Origin of the sequence: Lentzea albida, assembly GCF_900111005.1 — a bacterium.
In the GTDB taxonomy this organism is placed as follows: Bacteria; Actinomycetota; Actinomycetes; order Mycobacteriales; family Pseudonocardiaceae; genus Lentzea; species Lentzea albida.
The window spans coordinates 381,421-396,702 of record NZ_FOFV01000008.1; the positions used below are offsets into that span (position 1 = coordinate 381,421).

The 15,282-nt window shown below is 70.2% G+C and carries 18 protein-coding genes; 17 read left to right on the forward strand and 1 reads right to left on the reverse strand.

Annotated features, from left to right (window positions below; all coding sequences use genetic code 11):
- Window positions 1-48: 48 nt before the first annotated feature.
- Window positions 49-621, reverse strand: a complete 573-nt coding sequence (locus BMY74_RS22430) for a sigma-70 family RNA polymerase sigma factor (RefSeq protein ID WP_245786293.1) — start codon at window positions 619-621, stop codon at window positions 49-51.
- 211 nt (window positions 622-832) lie between these two features.
- Between BMY74_RS22430 and BMY74_RS22435 the strand changes: the two genes are divergently transcribed.
- The 17 genes from BMY74_RS22435 to BMY74_RS22515 all read left to right on the forward strand — a co-directional run bounded on the left by BMY74_RS22435 (window position 833) and on the right by BMY74_RS22515 (window position 15,169).
- Window positions 833-2,308 (forward strand): AMP-binding protein, encoded by a 1,476-nt coding sequence (locus BMY74_RS22435; protein ID WP_089919007.1) that lies wholly within the window; start codon window positions 833-835, stop codon window positions 2,306-2,308.
- 4 nt (window positions 2,309-2,312) lie between these two features.
- The gene (locus tag BMY74_RS22440) at window positions 2,313-2,552 is read left to right on the forward strand and encodes a glutaredoxin family protein (protein WP_089919009.1); all 240 of its coding nucleotides are present in this window, start codon (window positions 2,313-2,315) and stop codon (window positions 2,550-2,552) included.
- A gap of 132 nt (window positions 2,553-2,684) precedes the next feature.
- Complete coding sequence (locus BMY74_RS22445) at window positions 2,685-4,154, forward strand: molybdopterin-dependent oxidoreductase (protein WP_089919011.1); 1,470 nt, start codon at window positions 2,685-2,687, stop codon at window positions 4,152-4,154.
- Between the two features lie 168 nt (window positions 4,155-4,322).
- On the forward strand, window positions 4,323-5,078 hold the full coding sequence (locus tag BMY74_RS22450) for a redox-sensing transcriptional repressor Rex (protein ID WP_245786294.1): 756 nt from the start codon (window positions 4,323-4,325) through the stop codon (window positions 5,076-5,078).
- A 37-nt stretch (window positions 5,079-5,115) separates the two neighbouring features.
- On the forward strand, window positions 5,116-6,429 hold the full coding sequence (locus BMY74_RS22455; RefSeq protein ID WP_089919015.1) for a glutamyl-tRNA reductase: 1,314 nt from the start codon (window positions 5,116-5,118) through the stop codon (window positions 6,427-6,429).
- Entirely contained in the window at window positions 6,426-7,361 is a 936-nt protein-coding gene (gene hemC, locus BMY74_RS22460; protein WP_089919016.1) for a hydroxymethylbilane synthase, read from the forward strand. Before BMY74_RS22455 ends, hemC begins: the two co-directional genes overlap by 4 nt.
- An 18-nt stretch (window positions 7,362-7,379) precedes the next feature.
- Entirely contained in the window at window positions 7,380-8,912 is a 1,533-nt protein-coding gene (locus tag BMY74_RS22465) for a bifunctional uroporphyrinogen-III C-methyltransferase/uroporphyrinogen-III synthase (RefSeq protein WP_089919018.1), read from the forward strand.
- Between the two features lie 75 nt (window positions 8,913-8,987).
- A complete protein-coding gene (gene hemB, locus BMY74_RS22470) occupies window positions 8,988-9,962 on the forward strand; it encodes a porphobilinogen synthase (protein ID WP_089919020.1) in 975 nt (324 codons plus the stop codon).
- Window positions 9,947-10,456 (forward strand): hypothetical protein, encoded by a 510-nt coding sequence (locus BMY74_RS22475; protein ID WP_089919021.1) that lies wholly within the window; start codon window positions 9,947-9,949, stop codon window positions 10,454-10,456. Before hemB ends, BMY74_RS22475 begins: the two co-directional genes overlap by 16 nt.
- Window positions 10,457-10,466: 10 nt before the next feature.
- Window positions 10,467-10,910 carry a hypothetical protein gene (locus BMY74_RS22480; protein ID WP_089919023.1) on the forward strand — a complete coding sequence of 148 codons (444 nt, stop codon included), beginning with the start codon at window positions 10,467-10,469 and terminating at the stop codon, window positions 10,908-10,910.
- Complete coding sequence (locus BMY74_RS22485; RefSeq protein ID WP_089919025.1) at window positions 10,907-11,311, forward strand: hypothetical protein; 405 nt, start codon at window positions 10,907-10,909, stop codon at window positions 11,309-11,311. Before BMY74_RS22480 ends, BMY74_RS22485 begins: the two co-directional genes overlap by 4 nt.
- Entirely contained in the window at window positions 11,308-11,907 is a 600-nt protein-coding gene (locus BMY74_RS22490) for a hypothetical protein (protein WP_089919027.1), read from the forward strand. The genes BMY74_RS22485 and BMY74_RS22490 overlap by 4 nt, the downstream gene beginning before the upstream one ends.
- Window positions 11,907-12,326 (forward strand): DUF3093 family protein, encoded by a 420-nt coding sequence (locus BMY74_RS22495; protein ID WP_089919029.1) that lies wholly within the window; start codon window positions 11,907-11,909, stop codon window positions 12,324-12,326. The genes BMY74_RS22490 and BMY74_RS22495 overlap by 1 nt, the downstream gene beginning before the upstream one ends.
- 5 nt (window positions 12,327-12,331) lie before the next feature.
- Window positions 12,332-12,682: a hypothetical protein gene (locus tag BMY74_RS22500; RefSeq protein WP_143091660.1), complete on the forward strand. Its 351-nt coding sequence runs from the start codon at window positions 12,332-12,334 to the stop codon at window positions 12,680-12,682.
- An 11-nt stretch (window positions 12,683-12,693) separates the two neighbouring features.
- Window positions 12,694-13,989, forward strand: coding sequence for a glutamate-1-semialdehyde 2,1-aminomutase (gene hemL, locus BMY74_RS22505; RefSeq protein WP_089919033.1), 1,296 nt, complete (start codon window positions 12,694-12,696; stop codon window positions 13,987-13,989).
- Window positions 13,986-14,615 carry a histidine phosphatase family protein gene (locus BMY74_RS22510; RefSeq protein ID WP_089919035.1) on the forward strand — a complete coding sequence of 210 codons (630 nt, stop codon included), beginning with the start codon at window positions 13,986-13,988 and terminating at the stop codon, window positions 14,613-14,615. The genes hemL and BMY74_RS22510 overlap by 4 nt, the downstream gene beginning before the upstream one ends.
- A complete protein-coding gene (locus BMY74_RS22515) occupies window positions 14,612-15,169 on the forward strand; it encodes a TlpA family protein disulfide reductase (RefSeq protein ID WP_089919037.1) in 558 nt (185 codons plus the stop codon). Before BMY74_RS22510 ends, BMY74_RS22515 begins: the two co-directional genes overlap by 4 nt.
- Window positions 15,170-15,282 lie beyond the last annotated feature (113 nt).

Genomic DNA, 15,282 nt, shown 5'->3' on the forward strand with positions numbered 1-15,282 from the left:
CCGAGTAACGAAGTTGATCTGCTTTGGGTTACGCCCCTGCGATCGCGATCACCGCAACCAGGACGGGAGGATCTGTGCGAGCCGTCGCACGGCCCGGTGTTGCAACGCCTTCACGGCGCCCTCGTTGCGGTCCATGAGCTGCGCGACCTCGGACACCGACTTGCCCTCGATGAACCTCAGCACGATGCACTCGCGCTGGTCGTCACCCAACTGGGAAACGCACCGGAGCAGCTCCGCGTTGGTCGCCTCGGTCATAACCTCCTGCTCGGGACCGCTCGTCTCCTCGCGGTTGTCCTGCAGCTCGGCGGTCGTGACCTCGAGCCGGTAGCGGCTCGACTTCACGTGGTCGAACACGATGTTGCGGGCGATCGTGACGAACCACGCGCCCACGTCGCGGCCCTGGTAGCTGACCGATCCGATGCTCCGCAGCGCGCGCAGGAACGTCTCGCTGGTGACGTCCTCGGCGAACGCGCGATCGCCGCCCACCCGGAAGAGGACGTAGCGGAACACCATGTCGACGTACTTGTCGTACAGCACTCCGAACGCCCCGGTGTCACCCTGCTGGGCGGCCTTGACGAGCTGCCACGGCTCGTCGGCGTCGTCGTGCTGACCCCCCGTCATGGTCCGGGTGGTCCTGATCGTGTTCGGTCGTGCCCGCGCGGTCATCGGCTCGCGGCACCTCCACAGAGTCGCCGTGGCGGCAGCATACGTGTTGTTACTCCGTAGTAGGTAGCGGACGGGCTTGCTGTGTGGAGACGTGCGAACCGCGGCTTCATGACGCTCGTCACGCGTGGAAGACTGCTCGAAGCGTCCAGTTGTTCATGAGGAGGCCATGTTGACTTCCGCTCGCAATGTCTCAGATCTGGTCCGCGCCTCGGCACAGCGGGGACCGGGCCACGCCGCCTTGGTCGACGTGGCGAGCGGAAAGAGCCTCACGTGGGAGACCATCGACGGCGCGGTCGATGCTTTCGCCCGCCATTTGGCTGATTCAGGACTCGAATCGGGCGACCGGGTGGCGGTACGGCTGCCCACGAGCCCCGAGTTCGTGGTCGCCGTGTTCGGGATTCTCCGTGCGGGCGGCGTCGTGGTCCCCACCGGCCCCGGCATCCCGCCGCGTGAGCTCCAGCGCATCCTCGCCGACTCCGGCGCCGCGCTGCTCGTGGGCGACGGCGAGGGGTCCGACGCCGCGGTCCTCGACGCCCCGAACGTCGAGGCCACCGCTGAGCCGTTCGAGGCCGTCCGCGGCGGCGAGGACCTGGCCGTCCTCGGCTACACCTCGGGCACGTCCGGCGTGCCGCGCGGCGCGATGCTGTCCCACCGCGCGCTGATCGCGAACGTCACCCAGTGCGCCTCCCTGCGCCCCGCCCCCGTGACGGCGGGCGACAGGGTGCTGCTCGCACTGCCGTTGTTCCACGTCTACGGCCTCGGCCCCGGCCTGCTGCAGGTCGCGGGCGCGGGCGCCACGGCGGTCCTGCTGGAGCGCTTCGACCCGTCGCACGCCCTGGACGTCATCGAGCAGCACCGCGTCACCACGATGGTCGGCGTGCCGCCCATGTACCGGGCGCTGCTCGCCCACCCCGTCGAGGTGCTGCGCGAGAAGCTCGCCACGGTCCGCCTGTTCACCTCGGGCGCGGCGCCGTTGCCCGCGGGCGTCATCGCGGAGATGAAGGGCGCGATCGGCATCCCGGTCTACGAGGGCTACGGCCTCACCGAGACGGGCCCCGTGCTGACGTCCACGCTGGTCGGCGGCACCCCGAAGCCCGGCTCGGTCGGCCAGGCGCTGCCGGGCGTCGAGATCCGCCTGGTCGACACCGACGGCTCGGTGCTCGACATCGACGAGGACGAGCCCGGCACCGGCCTGGTGTCCGCGCGCGGCGCGAACCTGTTCAGCGGCTACTGGCCCGACGGCGCCCACGGCCCGGACGCCTCCGGCTGGTTCCGCACGGGTGACGTCGGCTTCATCGACGCCGACGGCGACCTGCACCTGGTCGACCGCGCGGGCGACCTGATCATCGTCAACGGCTTCAACGTCTACCCGCACGAGGTCGAGCAGGTCGTCGGCGAACTGGACGGGGTGCTGGAGGCCGCGGCCGTCGGCGTGCCCGACGAGAGGACCGGCGAGTCGGTGAAGGTCGTGATCGTCCTGCGCGACGGCCAGGAGCTGACCGGCGACGAGGTCGTCGCCCACTGCACCGCCCGCCTGGCCAAGTTCAAGGTGCCGACCTCGGTGGAGTTCGCCCCGGCCCTGCCGCACTCGCCGACCGGCAAGCTGGCCCGTGCGGTGCTGCGCAAGCCCCTGGGAGCATGAGGGCATGTCCCACCACGTGACGTTGATGAGCCGGGTGTCGTGCCACGCCTGCGAGGAAGCCGCCGTCGAGATCGAGCGGATCTGCGCGGAGGTGGGTGCCACCTGGTCCGTCGAGGACGTCGACAGCGACCCGGAGCTGCGGGCCGAGTACGGCGACCGGGTGCCGGTGTTCCTGGTGGACGGGGCCGAGCACGGGTACTGGAAGGTGGAGGAGGACCGCCTGCGGGCGGCCCTCGCCGGCTAGGGCGCTCGCGGGTCGGGGTGGTGTGACCGCGCCACCTGCACCCCCACCCGTCGGTGGCCGTCGTCCCGAAGTTGATTACCGGCCCCTTACGACTTCGGCGAACCACCACCTCACTGGTGTCGAATTAGAACCATGAAGCCCGCCAAGGCCGCCCTCACCGGACTGCTCGCGCTCGTCGCCGCCCTCGCGGCCGGGCACCTGGTGGCGGCCTTCGTCGGCCTGAGCGCCTCCCCGTACCTGGCCGTGGGCAACGCGTTCATCGACATCACCCCGTCCTGGCTGAAGGACTTCGCCGTCGAGACGTTCGGCACCGCCGACAAGCTCGTGCTGCTCCTCGGCATGGCGGTCGTCCTCGCGGGCATCGCCGTGGGCGCGGGCCTCGCCAGCCGGAACAACCCGGGGCCGGGCACGCTGGTCGTCGTGCTGCTCGGGTTCGTGGGCGTCATCGCCGTCGTGACCAGGCCCGACGTCGGCCAGCTCGCCCTGCTCGCGCCCGTGGCCAGCACCGCCGCGGGCGCCTACGTGTTCCGCTACCTGCACAAAGAGGCCCAGGACAGCGAGAGCAGGCGCGGGTTTCTGATCACCGCGGGCCTGGCCGTCACGGCGGGTGTCGTGGGGCAGGTCTTCGGCGCGCGGACGGACGTCGAGGGCAGCAGGCAGGCCGTCGGCGACCTCACGCCCAAGACCAAGGCACCGGAGATCCCGCTCGGCGCCGACTTCGTGCAGGACGGCACCCCGAGCTTCATCACCAGCGGCAAGGACTTCTACCGGATCGACACGGCGCTGAGCGTGCCGCGCATCCGGGCCGAGGAGTGGGCGCTGCGCGTGCACGGCATGGTCGAGCGGCCGATGGTGCTCACCTTCGACGAGATCCGGCAGCGGGACCTGGTCGAGGAGACCGTCACGCTGACGTGCGTCTCCAACGAGGTCGGCGGGCCGTACATCTCCACCGGCAACTTCGTCGGCATCCGGATCGGCGACGTGCTGCGGGAGGCCGGCGTCAAGCAGGGCGCCGACCAGCTGTTCAGCACCAGCGACGACGGGTTCACGGCCGGCAGCCCGCTCGACTACGTCCTCGAGAACGGCCTGATCGCCATCGGCATGAACGGCGAGCCGCTGCCCGCCGAGCACGGGTTCCCGGCGCGGCTCGTCGTGCCCGGCCTCTACGGCTACGTCTCCGCGACCAAGTGGGTCACCGACCTCAACGTCACCACGTTCGCGAAGGACCAGGGCTACTGGATCCCGCGCGGCTGGGCGACGCGGGCGCCGATCAAGGCGTCCTCGCGCATCGACCGCCCGAAGCGGATGCAGAAGGTGCCGGGGAAGTCGGTCATCGCCGGAACGGCGTGGGCGCAGCCCAAGGGCGTGGCCAAGGTCGAGGTCCGCGTCGACGGCGGCCCGTGGCAGGAGGCCCAGCTCGGGGCCGACGTCAGCGACACCACCTGGCGCATGTGGCGGCTGGAGCTGGAGCTGTCCCGGGGCAGTCACACGGTCGAGTGCAGGGCCACCGACAAGTCCGGCCAGACGCAGGACCAGGCACGCCTGGACCCGGTTCCCGACGGTGCGACGGGATGGCATTCGGTCACCTTCACCGTCGAGTAGGCGCTCACCCCGTAGTGATCATGAACCGAGGAAGCGCTGGTCACGCCCTGTCACCGGGGCTGTGACACCCGATCACCGACTTTGTGCATGCGTTCACAAGCGGTACGGTGTGGGTATCACCAGCGCCGCGGACTCCCTGCGGTGAAGCACACCCGGAGGTCGGAGAGCGTGGCAGCACAGCGGGGCGAAGGTGAGACGACCACCACCCCTGCGGAGCCCGCCGACAGGGAGCGCGCCCGTGCGATCCCCGAGGCGGCCGTGGCCCGGCTCGCCGTCTACCTCCGCGTCCTTTCCGGCATGGCCGACCAGGGCGTCACGGCGGTCTCCAGCGAGGAACTGAGCCAGGCGGCCGGCGTCAACGCGGCGAAGCTCCGCAAGGACCTGAGCTACATCGGCAGCTACGGCACGAGGGGCGTCGGGTACGACGTCGAGGTCCTCGTGAGCCACATAGAGCGCATCCTGGGCCTCACGCGCAACCACTCGGTGGCCGTCGTCGGCATCGGTAACCTTGGTCACGCTCTCGCGAACTACGGCGGCTTCCCCGGCCGCGGTTTCCCGGTCACCGCCCTCTTCGACGTGGACGCCGATCTCATCGGAATCCCTGTTGGGGGCATTCCCGTCAACCACATCGACGAGATCACCGCGATCTGCCTCGAGCGCGAGGTGTCGATCGGCGTCATCGCGACGCCGCCACCGGCCGCTCAGTCGGTTTGCGACCGTTTGGTATCTGCGGGCGTCCAGTGCATTCTTAATTTCGCACCGGTTGTCCTTCAGGTTCCAGACAACGTCGAGGTGCGCAAGGTTGACTTGGCGGTCGAGATGCAGATCCTGTCGTTCCACGTCGCTCGACGTGCGGACGAGGCTGCCAGCGTCTCGGTCGGCAACAACGGACTCGGTGTGGACGGGATGGTGATTCGCCCGTGAGCGTGAGCCAGGCGGCTCCGGCAGACGTGGTGAGTGCATGAGCGTGCTCGTAGTCGGTCTTTCGCACCGCACCGCCCCGGTCCCGGTCCTCGAACGCGTCACGGTGGCCGAGCCGGACCTCCCGAAGGTCCTCGGTCAGCTGCTCGCCGCGCCCAGCGTCTCCGAAGCGATGGTCCTGTCGACCTGCAACAGGGTCGAGGTCTACGCCGTCGTCGAGTCGTTCCACGGCGGCATGTCCGAGGTCGTCGAGGTTCTCGCGCAGCACGCGCAGATCGAGCCCCAGGCCCTCTACGAGCACTTTTACGTGCACTACGCCGCCGCCGCCGTCGAGCACCTGTTCTCCGTCGCGGCCGGCCTCGACTCGATGGTCGTCGGCGAGTCCCAGATCCTCGGCCAGCTGCGCGGCGCGTACGCGGCGGCGGACGAGGCGGGCACCGTCGGCAAGACCGTCCACGAGCTCACCCAGAACGCGCTGCGCGTCGGCAAGCGCGTGCACGCCGAGACGGGCATCGACCACGCGGGCGCGTCGGTCGTGTCCGAGGCCCTCGGTGACGCGGAGGCCGAGCTGGGCACCCTCGTCGGCAAGCGCGCGCTGCTCGTCGGCGCCGGCGCCATGGGCGGCCTGGCCGCCGCCCACCTGCGCCGCGCGGGCATCGGCGAGGTCGTCATCGCGAACAGGACGCAGGCCAACGGTGTGCGTCTCGCCACGTCGCTGAAGGCCGAGGGCGTCCCCGCGACGGCCGTCGACCTGGGCGCGCTGGCCGTCGAGATCGACCTCGCGGACATCGTCTTCGCCTGCACCGGGTCGATCGGCCTGACCGTGCGCGCGGACATGATCGGCAAGCGCTCGCGGCCGCTGGTGATGTGCGACCTCGGCCTGCCCAAGGACGTCGACCCGGCGGCGGCCGAACTGCCGAACGTTCGTGTGGTGGACCTGGAAACGCTGCAGCGCCGTCTCTCCGACGCGCCCGCCGGCCAGGACGCCCGCCTCGCGGCCACGCTGGTGGCCGACGAGGTGAAGGCCTACCTCGCGGGCCAGCGGTCCGCCGAGGTCACGCCGACCGTCACGGCCCTGCGCAAGCGCGCGGCCGAGGTGGTCGACGCCGAACTGCTCCGTCTTGATTCGCGACTTCCCGAACTGGACGCCGCGACACGCGGTGAATTGGCCAAGACGGTGCGCCGCGTTGTAGACAAGCTCCTGCACACGCCGACCGTCAGGGTGAAGGAGCTCGCCTCCGCCCCTGGTGGTACCGGCTACGCGGAGGCTCTCCGCGAGCTGTTCGGGCTCGACCCCCAGACGCCTGGGGCAGTCAGTCAGACCAAGTCTTCAGTGGATGGTGAAACGCGGTGACCCGCACCCTACGGATGGGTACCCGAGGCAGCGCACTGGCGCTCGCGCAGACGGGGACCGTCGCCGAGGCGCTCAGGGCTGCCGGAGCCCAGGTCGAGATCGTCGTCGTCAAGACGCCGGGCGACCTCTCCGACGCGCCGATCGCGCAGATCGGCATCGGTGTCTTCACGTCGGCCCTGCGCGACGCGCTGGCGGCCGGCGAGATCGACATCGCCGTCCACTCCTACAAGGACCTCCCGACCGCGCCGGACCCCCGTCTGGTGCTCGCGGCGGTGCCCCAGCGCGAGGACCCGCGCGACGCCCTCGTGGCGCGCGACGGCCTCACGCTCGGCGAGCTGCTGCCGGGGTCCACCGTGGGCACCGGGTCCCCGCGCCGCGCCGCCCAGCTGGAGGCCCTGGGCCTCGGGCTGAACATCGTTCCGTTGCGCGGCAACGTGGACACGCGGATCGGCAAGGTCCGCAGCGGTGAGCTGGACGCCGTGGTGCTGGCCCGTGCCGGCATCGCGCGCCTGGGTCGCGTCGCGGAGATCACCGAGACGCTGGAGCCCATCCAGATGCTTCCCGCACCCGCGCAGGGTGCGTTGGCAGTCGAGTGCCGGATCGACGACGTCGATGCCGAGCACCTGATCCAGTCCACTCTGGACGATTCGGCCAGCCGGGCCGCTGTGACCGCCGAGCGCGCCATGCTGGCCGCGCTCGAGGCGGGCTGCAGCGCGCCGGTCGGCGCGCTGGCCGATGTGGTGGAAGACCTCGACGACGAGGGCAAGGTCGTGTACCGACTTTCCCTGCGCGGGGTCGCAGCGACGCCGGAGAACGATCTCCTCCGCGCGTCCGCCACCGGTGACTTGACCGAAGCTGAGGAGCTTGGCCGGGCGCTGGCCGCCGAGTTGCTCGACCTCGGGGCCGCGGTTCTCAGCGGTCCAGAGGCGTAATCGATGGGGAGTGCCCTGATGACCCGCGCACGCAAGACCCCCGGACGCATCGCCTTCGTGGGCTCCGGCCCAGGCGACACCGGGCTGCTCACGGTCCGGGCCCACGACTTGCTCACCAGGGCTGAACTCGTGGTCACCGACCCGGACGTCCCCGCGGACGTCCTCGCGACCGTGGCCGAGGGAGTCGAGGTCCGCCCCGCTGTCGGCGAGGCCGCCGACGTGGCCAAGGACCTGGTGAACGAGGCGAAGAACGGTTCGACCGTCGTCCGCCTCGTCGCGGGTGACCCGCTGACGCTCGACGCGGTCGTGAAGGAGGCGCAGGCCGTCGCGAAGTCGACGATCCCGTTCGACGTCGTCCCCGGCGTGCCGTCCGGCACCGCGGTCCCCGCCTACGCGGGTGTCGCGCTCGGCGGTGTGCACACCGAGGTCGACGTCCGCGCGGTGACGGACTGGGCGGGCCTCGCGGCCTCGCCCGGCACGCTCGTGCTGCACGCGACGGGATCGCACCTGGCCGAGGCCGCGTCGAACCTGGTCGAGAACGGCCTCGCGCCGCAGACCCCGGTCGCCGTGACCGCCGAGGGCACGGGCTTCCAGCAGCGCACCGTCGACACCACGCTGGCCGCCGTCGCGGCCGACGCCGGTGAGATGGGCGGCCCGCTGGTCGTCACGGTCGGTGCCGCCGCTGCCGCGCGTTCGAAGCTCTCCTGGTGGGAGTCGCGGGCGCTGTACGGCTGGCGCGTGCTGGTCCCGCGGACCAAGGAGCAGGCCGGTGCGATGTCCGAGCGCCTGCACTCGCACGGCGCGATCGCCGTCGAGGTGCCGACGATCTCGGTCGAGCCGCCCCGCAGCCCCGCGCAGATGGAGCGCTCGGTCAAGGGTCTCGTCGACGGCCGCTACCAGTGGGTCGTCTTCACCTCGACCAACGCGGTCCGCGCGGTGTGGGAGAAGTTCCGCGAGTTCGGCCTGGACGCCCGCGCTTTCTCCGGCGTGAAGATCGCCTGCGTCGGCGAGGCCACGGCCGCGAAGGTGCGCTCGTTCGGCATCATCCCCGAGCTCGTGCCGTCCGGTGAGCAGTCGTCCGAAGGCTTGTTGAACGACTTCCCGCCGTACGACGACATCCTGGACCCGGTCGACCGCGTGCTGCTGCCGCGGGCCGACATCGCCACCGAGACGCTGGCCGCGGGCCTGCGCGAGCGTGGCTGGGAGATCGACGACGTGACGGCGTACCGCACCGTGCGTGCGGCCCCGCCGCCCGCCGACACCCGCGAGATGATCAAGTCCGGTGGCTTCGACGCGGTGTGCTTCACCTCGTCGTCCACGGTCCGGAACCTGGTCGGCATCGCGGGCAAGCCGCACGCCCGCACGCTCGTCGCGTGCATCGGCCCGCAGACCGCCGAGACGGCGCGGGAGTTCGGCCTCCGGGTCGACGTGCAGCCCGAGGAGGCGAACGTGCCCGCGCTGGTCGACGCGCTGGCCGCGCACGCCGCCCGGTTGCGCGCCGAAGGAGCGCTGCCTCCTCCGCGCAAGACCAAGCGTCTGCGCCGTTCGTAGACAACTGAAGCCGTCGGGGCCGCTCAAGATCCTTTGAGCGGCCCCTTCGACTCTCTCCGTCAGGGAGTCAGAGAGATGTACCCACTGCACCGGCCGCGGCGTCTGCGCACGACGCCCGCCATGCGCCGCCTGGTCTCCGAGACCGAGGTGCGCCCCCGCCAGCTCGTGCTGCCGATGTTCGTCAAGGAAGGCCTCACCGAGCCGACCGAGATCAGCAGCATGCCCGGTGTCCTCCAGCACACGCGTGACTCGTTGCGCAAGGCCGCGGTCGAGGCCGTGCAGGCAGGGGTCGGCGGCATCATGCTGTTCGGCGTCCCGGCCGAGCGCGACGCCGTCGGGTCCGCGGGCACCGACCCGGACGGCGTGCTCAACGTCGCGCTGAACGACCTGCGCGCGGAGCTGGGCGACAGCACCGTGCTCATGTCGGACTGCTGCCTCGACGAGTTCACCGACCACGGCCACTGCGGCGTGCTCGCCGCCGACGGCACCGTCGACAACGACGCGACCCTGCAGGCCTACGGCGAACTGGCCGTGGCGCAGGCGCGCGCCGGTGCCCAGGTCGTCGGACCCAGCGGCATGATGGACGGCCAGGTCGCGTTCATCCGCAACGCCCTGGACGCCGCCGGCTTCACCGACACCGGCATCCTCGCGTACGCCGTGAAGTACGCCTCGGCGTTCTACGGCCCGTTCCGCGACGCGGTCGAGTCGCAGCTCGCGGGTGACCGCAAGACCTACCAGCAGGACCCGGCCAACGCCCGCGAGGCGATGCGCGAGGTGCAACTCGACCTCGCCGAGGGCGCGGACATGGTCATGGTCAAGCCCGCCCTGCTGTACCTGGACGTGCTGCGCGCGGTCGCCGAGGTCTCGGACGTTCCCGTTGCGGCGTACCAGATCTCGGGTGAGTACGCGATGATCGAGGCCGCCGCGCGCAACGGCTGGATCGACCGCGAGCGCTCGATCCTCGAGTCGCTCACGTCCATCCGCCGGGCCGGCGCGGACATCGTGCTCACCTACTGGGCAGTGGAAGCCGCCCGGTGGCTGGACAGGTAGAGCGTCCACCGAAGCCGGTCGACGTCGCGCGCTGGTTGTGGATCGCCAGCGCGTGCGTCGGCATGCTGCGGTTCGTCGCGGAGCTCTTCGACCGCGAGATGCTGGTGGCCGCGGCCCGGAGGCAGAACCCCGGGCTGAGCCAGGACCAGATCGACGCGGGCGTGAACGGCGGTGTCCTCTTCGGACTCGTGATCGCCCTCGCCGTGCTCGTCGCGTACACGCGGCTGGCGAACGCGATGGCGCGCGGCCGCAACTGGGCGCGCATCGTGCTGACGGTGCTGGGTGGTGCGTCCGTCGCGTTCGGACTGTTCCGGCTCACCGCCTGGGCCGGTGGCGTGGCGGCGTCGCTCGGTGTGGAGATGCGGCCGGTCGACCTGGGCGTCACGTTCGTCACCACGGTGCTGGACGCGTCCGCGATCGTGCTGATGTACCGGGCGTCCGGGCACTTCGCGAAGAAGCGGGTCGCGGTGGACACCGACTTCCTGCGCACATAGGTTCGCGAGCGTGACGTCTCCGAAGGAATCGGGCATCCCGCGCACGATCGTCGCGGGCTACTGGCTGGTCGTGGCGGGTGCCGCCCTCTGGGTGCTCGCCGCGGTGTACCAGTTCTCCCTCAGGCAGGACCTGATCGCCGCCGTGCGGAGCAGCACCAACGATCCGGCACTGACCCAGGAGATGATCGAGTCGTCGGTGACCGTGACGCTGGTCGTCGTGCTGGCGATCTCGGTCCTGCTCGCCGGCCTCGCCGTGTGGTTCGCCGGCAAGGTGAAGGCGGGCCTGAAGAAGAGCCGCACCGGGCTCATGATCACGGTGCTGCTCAACCTCTTCTTCCAGATGCTCGGCAACGGCTGGGCGCTCACCCCGGCGTTGATCGCCATGTCAGGCCTGGTGCTGTTCTACTTCCGGCAGTCGACCGACTACCTGACCGAGCGCGAGCAGCTGGCGTGAAGGAGCAGGACAGGCCCCGGGCCGTGCGCATCGCGGTCGGGTTGTGGCTCGCGACCGCCGTGTTCGTGCTGTTCACCACGGTCGGGCTCTGGTTCCAGCGCGGTGAGGTGCAGCGGCTGACGGACTGGACGTCCGGGCAGGTCACGAGCTTCCTCGCGACGCTGACCGGGGTCGCGCTGGTGTTCGTGGTGGCCTACGCGGTGCTGACGCGGCTGTTCCTGAAGCGGAAGAACTGGGCGCGGATCACGCTGTCGTTCGTCGCGATCGCGCACATGGTCTGGATCCTGTTCGTCGGCATCAGCGCGTCGAACTTGGTCACGTTGCTGCTCATCTGCGCCGCAATCGTCTTCACGTGGCAGGCGAGTACGGCACAGTGGCTCGCGGAGGTGCGTGAGCCGTGACCCATCCGCAGGACCCGTGGCAGAACCCCGCCGGCGACGTGCAGTGGCAGAACCCCGCCGACGGCTACCCCGGCGGCCAGTACCAGGTGAACCACGTCGGCCAGGGCGGCTTCGGGATGACGCCGCTCGCGCCCGTGCTGCCGCAGGAGATGGCGCCGCCGCGACCGCCGACGATCACGGCCGCGCTGTGGATCTGGATCGCGGGAGCGGTGCTGTCCGTCGCCGTGCTCCCCGTGCTGTTGCTGGTCAACGCCGACTACCTGATCGCGGGGGACCGCACCATCACGGAGGAGAGCAGGCGGGCCGGTGAGCTCGGGCTGCGGACCATCGCGGTGTTCGCGGGCTTCGGCATGCTCGTGGCGGCCGCGCCGTACATCGCGTTCGCGGTCGTGCTGCGCAACGGCCACAACTGGGCGCGCATCCTGCTGACCATCCTCGGGGCGCTCGGGGTCCTGGCGATGATCGTCACGCTGACGCTCGAGCTGGGACTGCCCGTGTGGCAGCCGGGGGCGGCGATCTGCGTCGTCGTGATCGGGCTGACGGTCGCGGCCGTGGTGCTGCAGTTCCTGCCCGCCTCGAACAGGTACGTCCGCTAGTGCTCTACCGGGAGTCCGGCAGCAGCTGGTGGCCGTTGCTGTGGGGGCCCGCGTTCGCCGTCTTCGGGTACCTCGTCGAGCTCGTCACCGGGCCCGCGTCCGCGGCGCTGTGGACGATCGTGGGCCTCGCGCTGACGCTCTGCGCGGTGGTGTGGGTGAACCTGCGGGTGAAGACCGGCAGCGTCGAACTGACGGCCGAGGACGCCCGGTTCGGGCGGGAGAAGCTGCCCGTCACGATGATCGAGGCGTTCACCGACGTCGGCGCGCCCACCGGGGCCAAGGTGCTCGGCGGCGGCTGGTCGGTGCCCAAGGGGACGACCGCGGTGCCGCTGCGACTGGTCGACGGCACGGTGGTGCTCGGCTGGGCGCGTGATCCGGAAGCCTTGCTCGCGGCACTGCGGCGGGTCGTGAGAAGGTGAGCGGCGTGACAGAGGCCGTGACCGAGCCGGAGACCGTGGTGGACGAGCCCGAAGAGGTCCCCCCGGCCGCCCCCGGCCTGCACCAGCCCAAGCGGTGGCTCGTCGCCGCGGCCGAGGTCGTCGCGATCGTCCTGCTGGTGGTCGCCGCCGTGTGGTGCTGGAACCGCGGCGTCGTGCGGCTCGAGTACCCGTTCGAGGGCCGTGAGCCGTTGATCTCCACGCGCTACCACGGCAACTGGCTGGGCAGCGCGGTCGGCGCCGCCACGCTCGCCGTGGTGCTCGCCCTGGACGCTGTGCGGCAGATCATGCTGGCCGTGCGCACCCGGCCGCAGAAAGCCGCCGACTCCGACATGTGAGACTGGGGTACGTGACTGCGAGTCGATCCCAGGCCCTGTTCGAGCGCGCGTCGACGCTGACCCCCGGCGGGGTCAACTCTCCGGTGCGGGCGTTCCACTCCGTCGGCGGCACCCCGCGCTTCATGGTGCGGGGCGAGGGCCCGCACCTGTGGGACGCGGACGGCAACCGGTACGTCGACCTGGTGGCCTCGTGGGGTCCGATGATCCTCGGGCACGCCCACCCGTCCGTCGTCGAGGCCGTGCAGAAGGCGGCCGCGTCCGGTCTGTCGTTCGGCACCCCGACCGAGGGTGAGATCGAGCTCGCGGCCGAGATCATCGACCGCGTCGAGCCGGTCCGCCAGGTCCGCCTGGTCAACTCGGGCACCGAGGCCACGATGAGCGCGATCCGCCTCGCGCGCGGCTTCACCGAGCGCCGCAAGGTCATCAAGTTCGCCGGCTGCTACCACGGCCACGTCGACGCGCTGCTCGCCCAGGCGGGCTCCGGCGTCGCGACCCTGGGCCTGCCGTCGTCGCCCGGCGTCACGGGCGCGCAGGCCGAGGACACGATCGTCCTGCCGTACAACGACGTCGAGGCCGTGCGCGCGGCGTTCGCCGAGAACCCAGGTGAGATCGCCTGCATCATCACCGAGGCCGCGGCGGGCAACATGGGCGCGGTTTCGCCCACTGCTGATTTCAACGAGTCGCTTCGCTCGCTGTGCGACGCCGACGGCGCGTTGCTCATCATGGACGAGGTCATGACCGGCTTCCGCGTCTCGCGCGCCGGCTGGTACGGCCTGGAGCGCGTGCGCGGCGACCTCTACACGTTCGGCAAGGTCATGTCGGGTGGTCTGCCCGCGGCTGCTTTCGGTGGCCGTGCGGACGTGATGGCCCGTCTCGCGCCCTCCGGCCCGGTCTACCAGGCCGGCACGCTGTCGGGTAACCCGGTGGCCGTTGCCGCAGGTCTCGCCACGTTGCGCGCTGCGGACGACGAGGTCTACGCGGCCCTGAACCGCAACGCGACCCGGTTGGGTGCGCTCTTCACCTCTGCTCTGACCGACGCCGGCGTCGAGCACCGCGTCCAGTTCGCCGGGAACATGGTGAGCGTGTTCTTCGGTTCCACCGAGGTGAAGGACTACGCGGGCGCCCAGGCGTGCGAGACGTGGCGCTTCCCGCCGTTCTTCCACGCACTGCTGGAACGAGGCGTCTACGCCCCGCCGTCGGCGTTCGAAGCGTGGTTCGTGAACGCCGCCATGGGTGAAGAGGAGTTCGCCGTGATCGCCGACGCACTGCCGCACGCGGCCCGTGCCGCCAAGGAGGCCCGCAAGTGACCCGCACCGTCGTCCACCTGCTCCGCCACGGCGAGGTGCACAACCCGACCGGCATCCTCTACGGCCGCCTGCCCGGCTTCAAGCTCTCCGAGCGCGGCCAGAAGCAGGCCCTGACCGTCGCCGAACACCTGGCAGACCACGACATCGTGCACGTCGTGGCGTCCCCTTTGGACCGTGCACAGCAGACTGCCGCGCCCATTGCCGACTCGCATCGGCTCGAGCTGGCGACCGATGAGCGGCTGATCGAGGCCGACAACCAGTTCCAGGGGTTGAAGGTCGCCGTGGGGGACGGTGCTCTCCGGTCCCCTCAGCACTGGCCGAAGCTGGTCAACCCGTTCCGGCCCTCCTGGGGTGAGCCGTACATCGAGATCGCGCACCGGATGCTCGGGGCCGTGCAGAAGGCTCGGTCCGAGGCTGAGGGGCACGAGGCGGTTTGCGTGTCGCACCAGCTGCCCATTTGGACCGTGCGGCGGTTCCTGGAGGGGAAGCGGATGTGGCACGACCCGCGTCGGCGGGAGTGCTCGCTCGCTTCTTTGACCTCGTTGATTTTTGAGGGCGAGCAGTTGGTTCGGATTTCTTATTCCGAGCCTGTCGGGGCCACCAATCCTCGGGTGACCGGGGCATGAAGCGGTTGCTGGTTTTGCTGTTGTTGGTCGCCGGGTGTTCCACCGGGAAGGACGCTGCCCAGATCGGGGGCGGGGACTTTTACCTCGTTGCTCCTGGTGGGAAGGTCGAGATCCGGTATGCGCCTGGGGAGCGGAAGGCGTTGAAGGGGCTTGAGGGGGAGTCCCTCCTTGAGGAGGGTGCCACCGTTCGGCTGTCTGATTACGCGGGGAAGCCCGTTGTGATCAACATTTGGGGTGCGTGGTGCGGGCCCTGCCGGACTGAGGCGCCTGAGATGCAGAAGATCTTCGATGCGGGGACCCAGGTGATCGGAGTCGACGTCAAGGAGACTTCGAAGGATCATCCTCGTGACTTCATGAAGGATCGGTCTTTGACCTATCCGTCCATTTATGATGCTTCTGCTCGTAGTTTTGTCAATGTTTTCAGGGGTGTTCCGGCTAATGCTGTGCCGTCCACTTTTGTTGTGGACAAGGAGCATCGGGTTGCTGCTGCGTTTTTGGTGCCTGTGTTGGCTTCGGATTTGCAGCCTGTTTTGGATGAGTTGGCGAAGGAGTAGTTCGCGGCTTGTGCGGGTGGCTGCTTTTGCGTGCGGCCTGGTCGCCTTGCGTGCTTCCCCTGGGGCTCTGCCCCAGACCCCGGCAATCTGAGATGGGGGCCAGCGCTGGGGGC

Coding starts and splice junctions, on each gene's coding strand:
- BMY74_RS22445 (WP_089919011.1), top strand. CDS start 2,685: ATGAAGCCCGCCAAGGCCGCCCTCACCGGACTGCTCGCGCTCGTCGCC.
- BMY74_RS22440 (WP_089919009.1), top strand. CDS start 2,313: ATGTCCCACCACGTGACGTTGATGAGCCGGGTGTCGTGCCACGCCTGC.
- BMY74_RS22430 (WP_245786293.1), bottom strand. CDS start 621: ATGACGGGGGGTCAGCACGACGACGCCGACGAGCCGTGGCAGCTCGTC.
- BMY74_RS22455 (WP_089919015.1), top strand. CDS start 5,116: ATGAGCGTGCTCGTAGTCGGTCTTTCGCACCGCACCGCCCCGGTCCCG.
- BMY74_RS22515 (WP_089919037.1), top strand. CDS start 14,612: ATGAAGCGGTTGCTGGTTTTGCTGTTGTTGGTCGCCGGGTGTTCCACC.
- BMY74_RS22465 (WP_089919018.1), top strand. CDS start 7,380: ATGACCCGCGCACGCAAGACCCCCGGACGCATCGCCTTCGTGGGCTCC.
- BMY74_RS22435 (WP_089919007.1), top strand. CDS start 833: ATGTTGACTTCCGCTCGCAATGTCTCAGATCTGGTCCGCGCCTCGGCA.
- hemB (WP_089919020.1), top strand. CDS start 8,988: ATGTACCCACTGCACCGGCCGCGGCGTCTGCGCACGACGCCCGCCATG.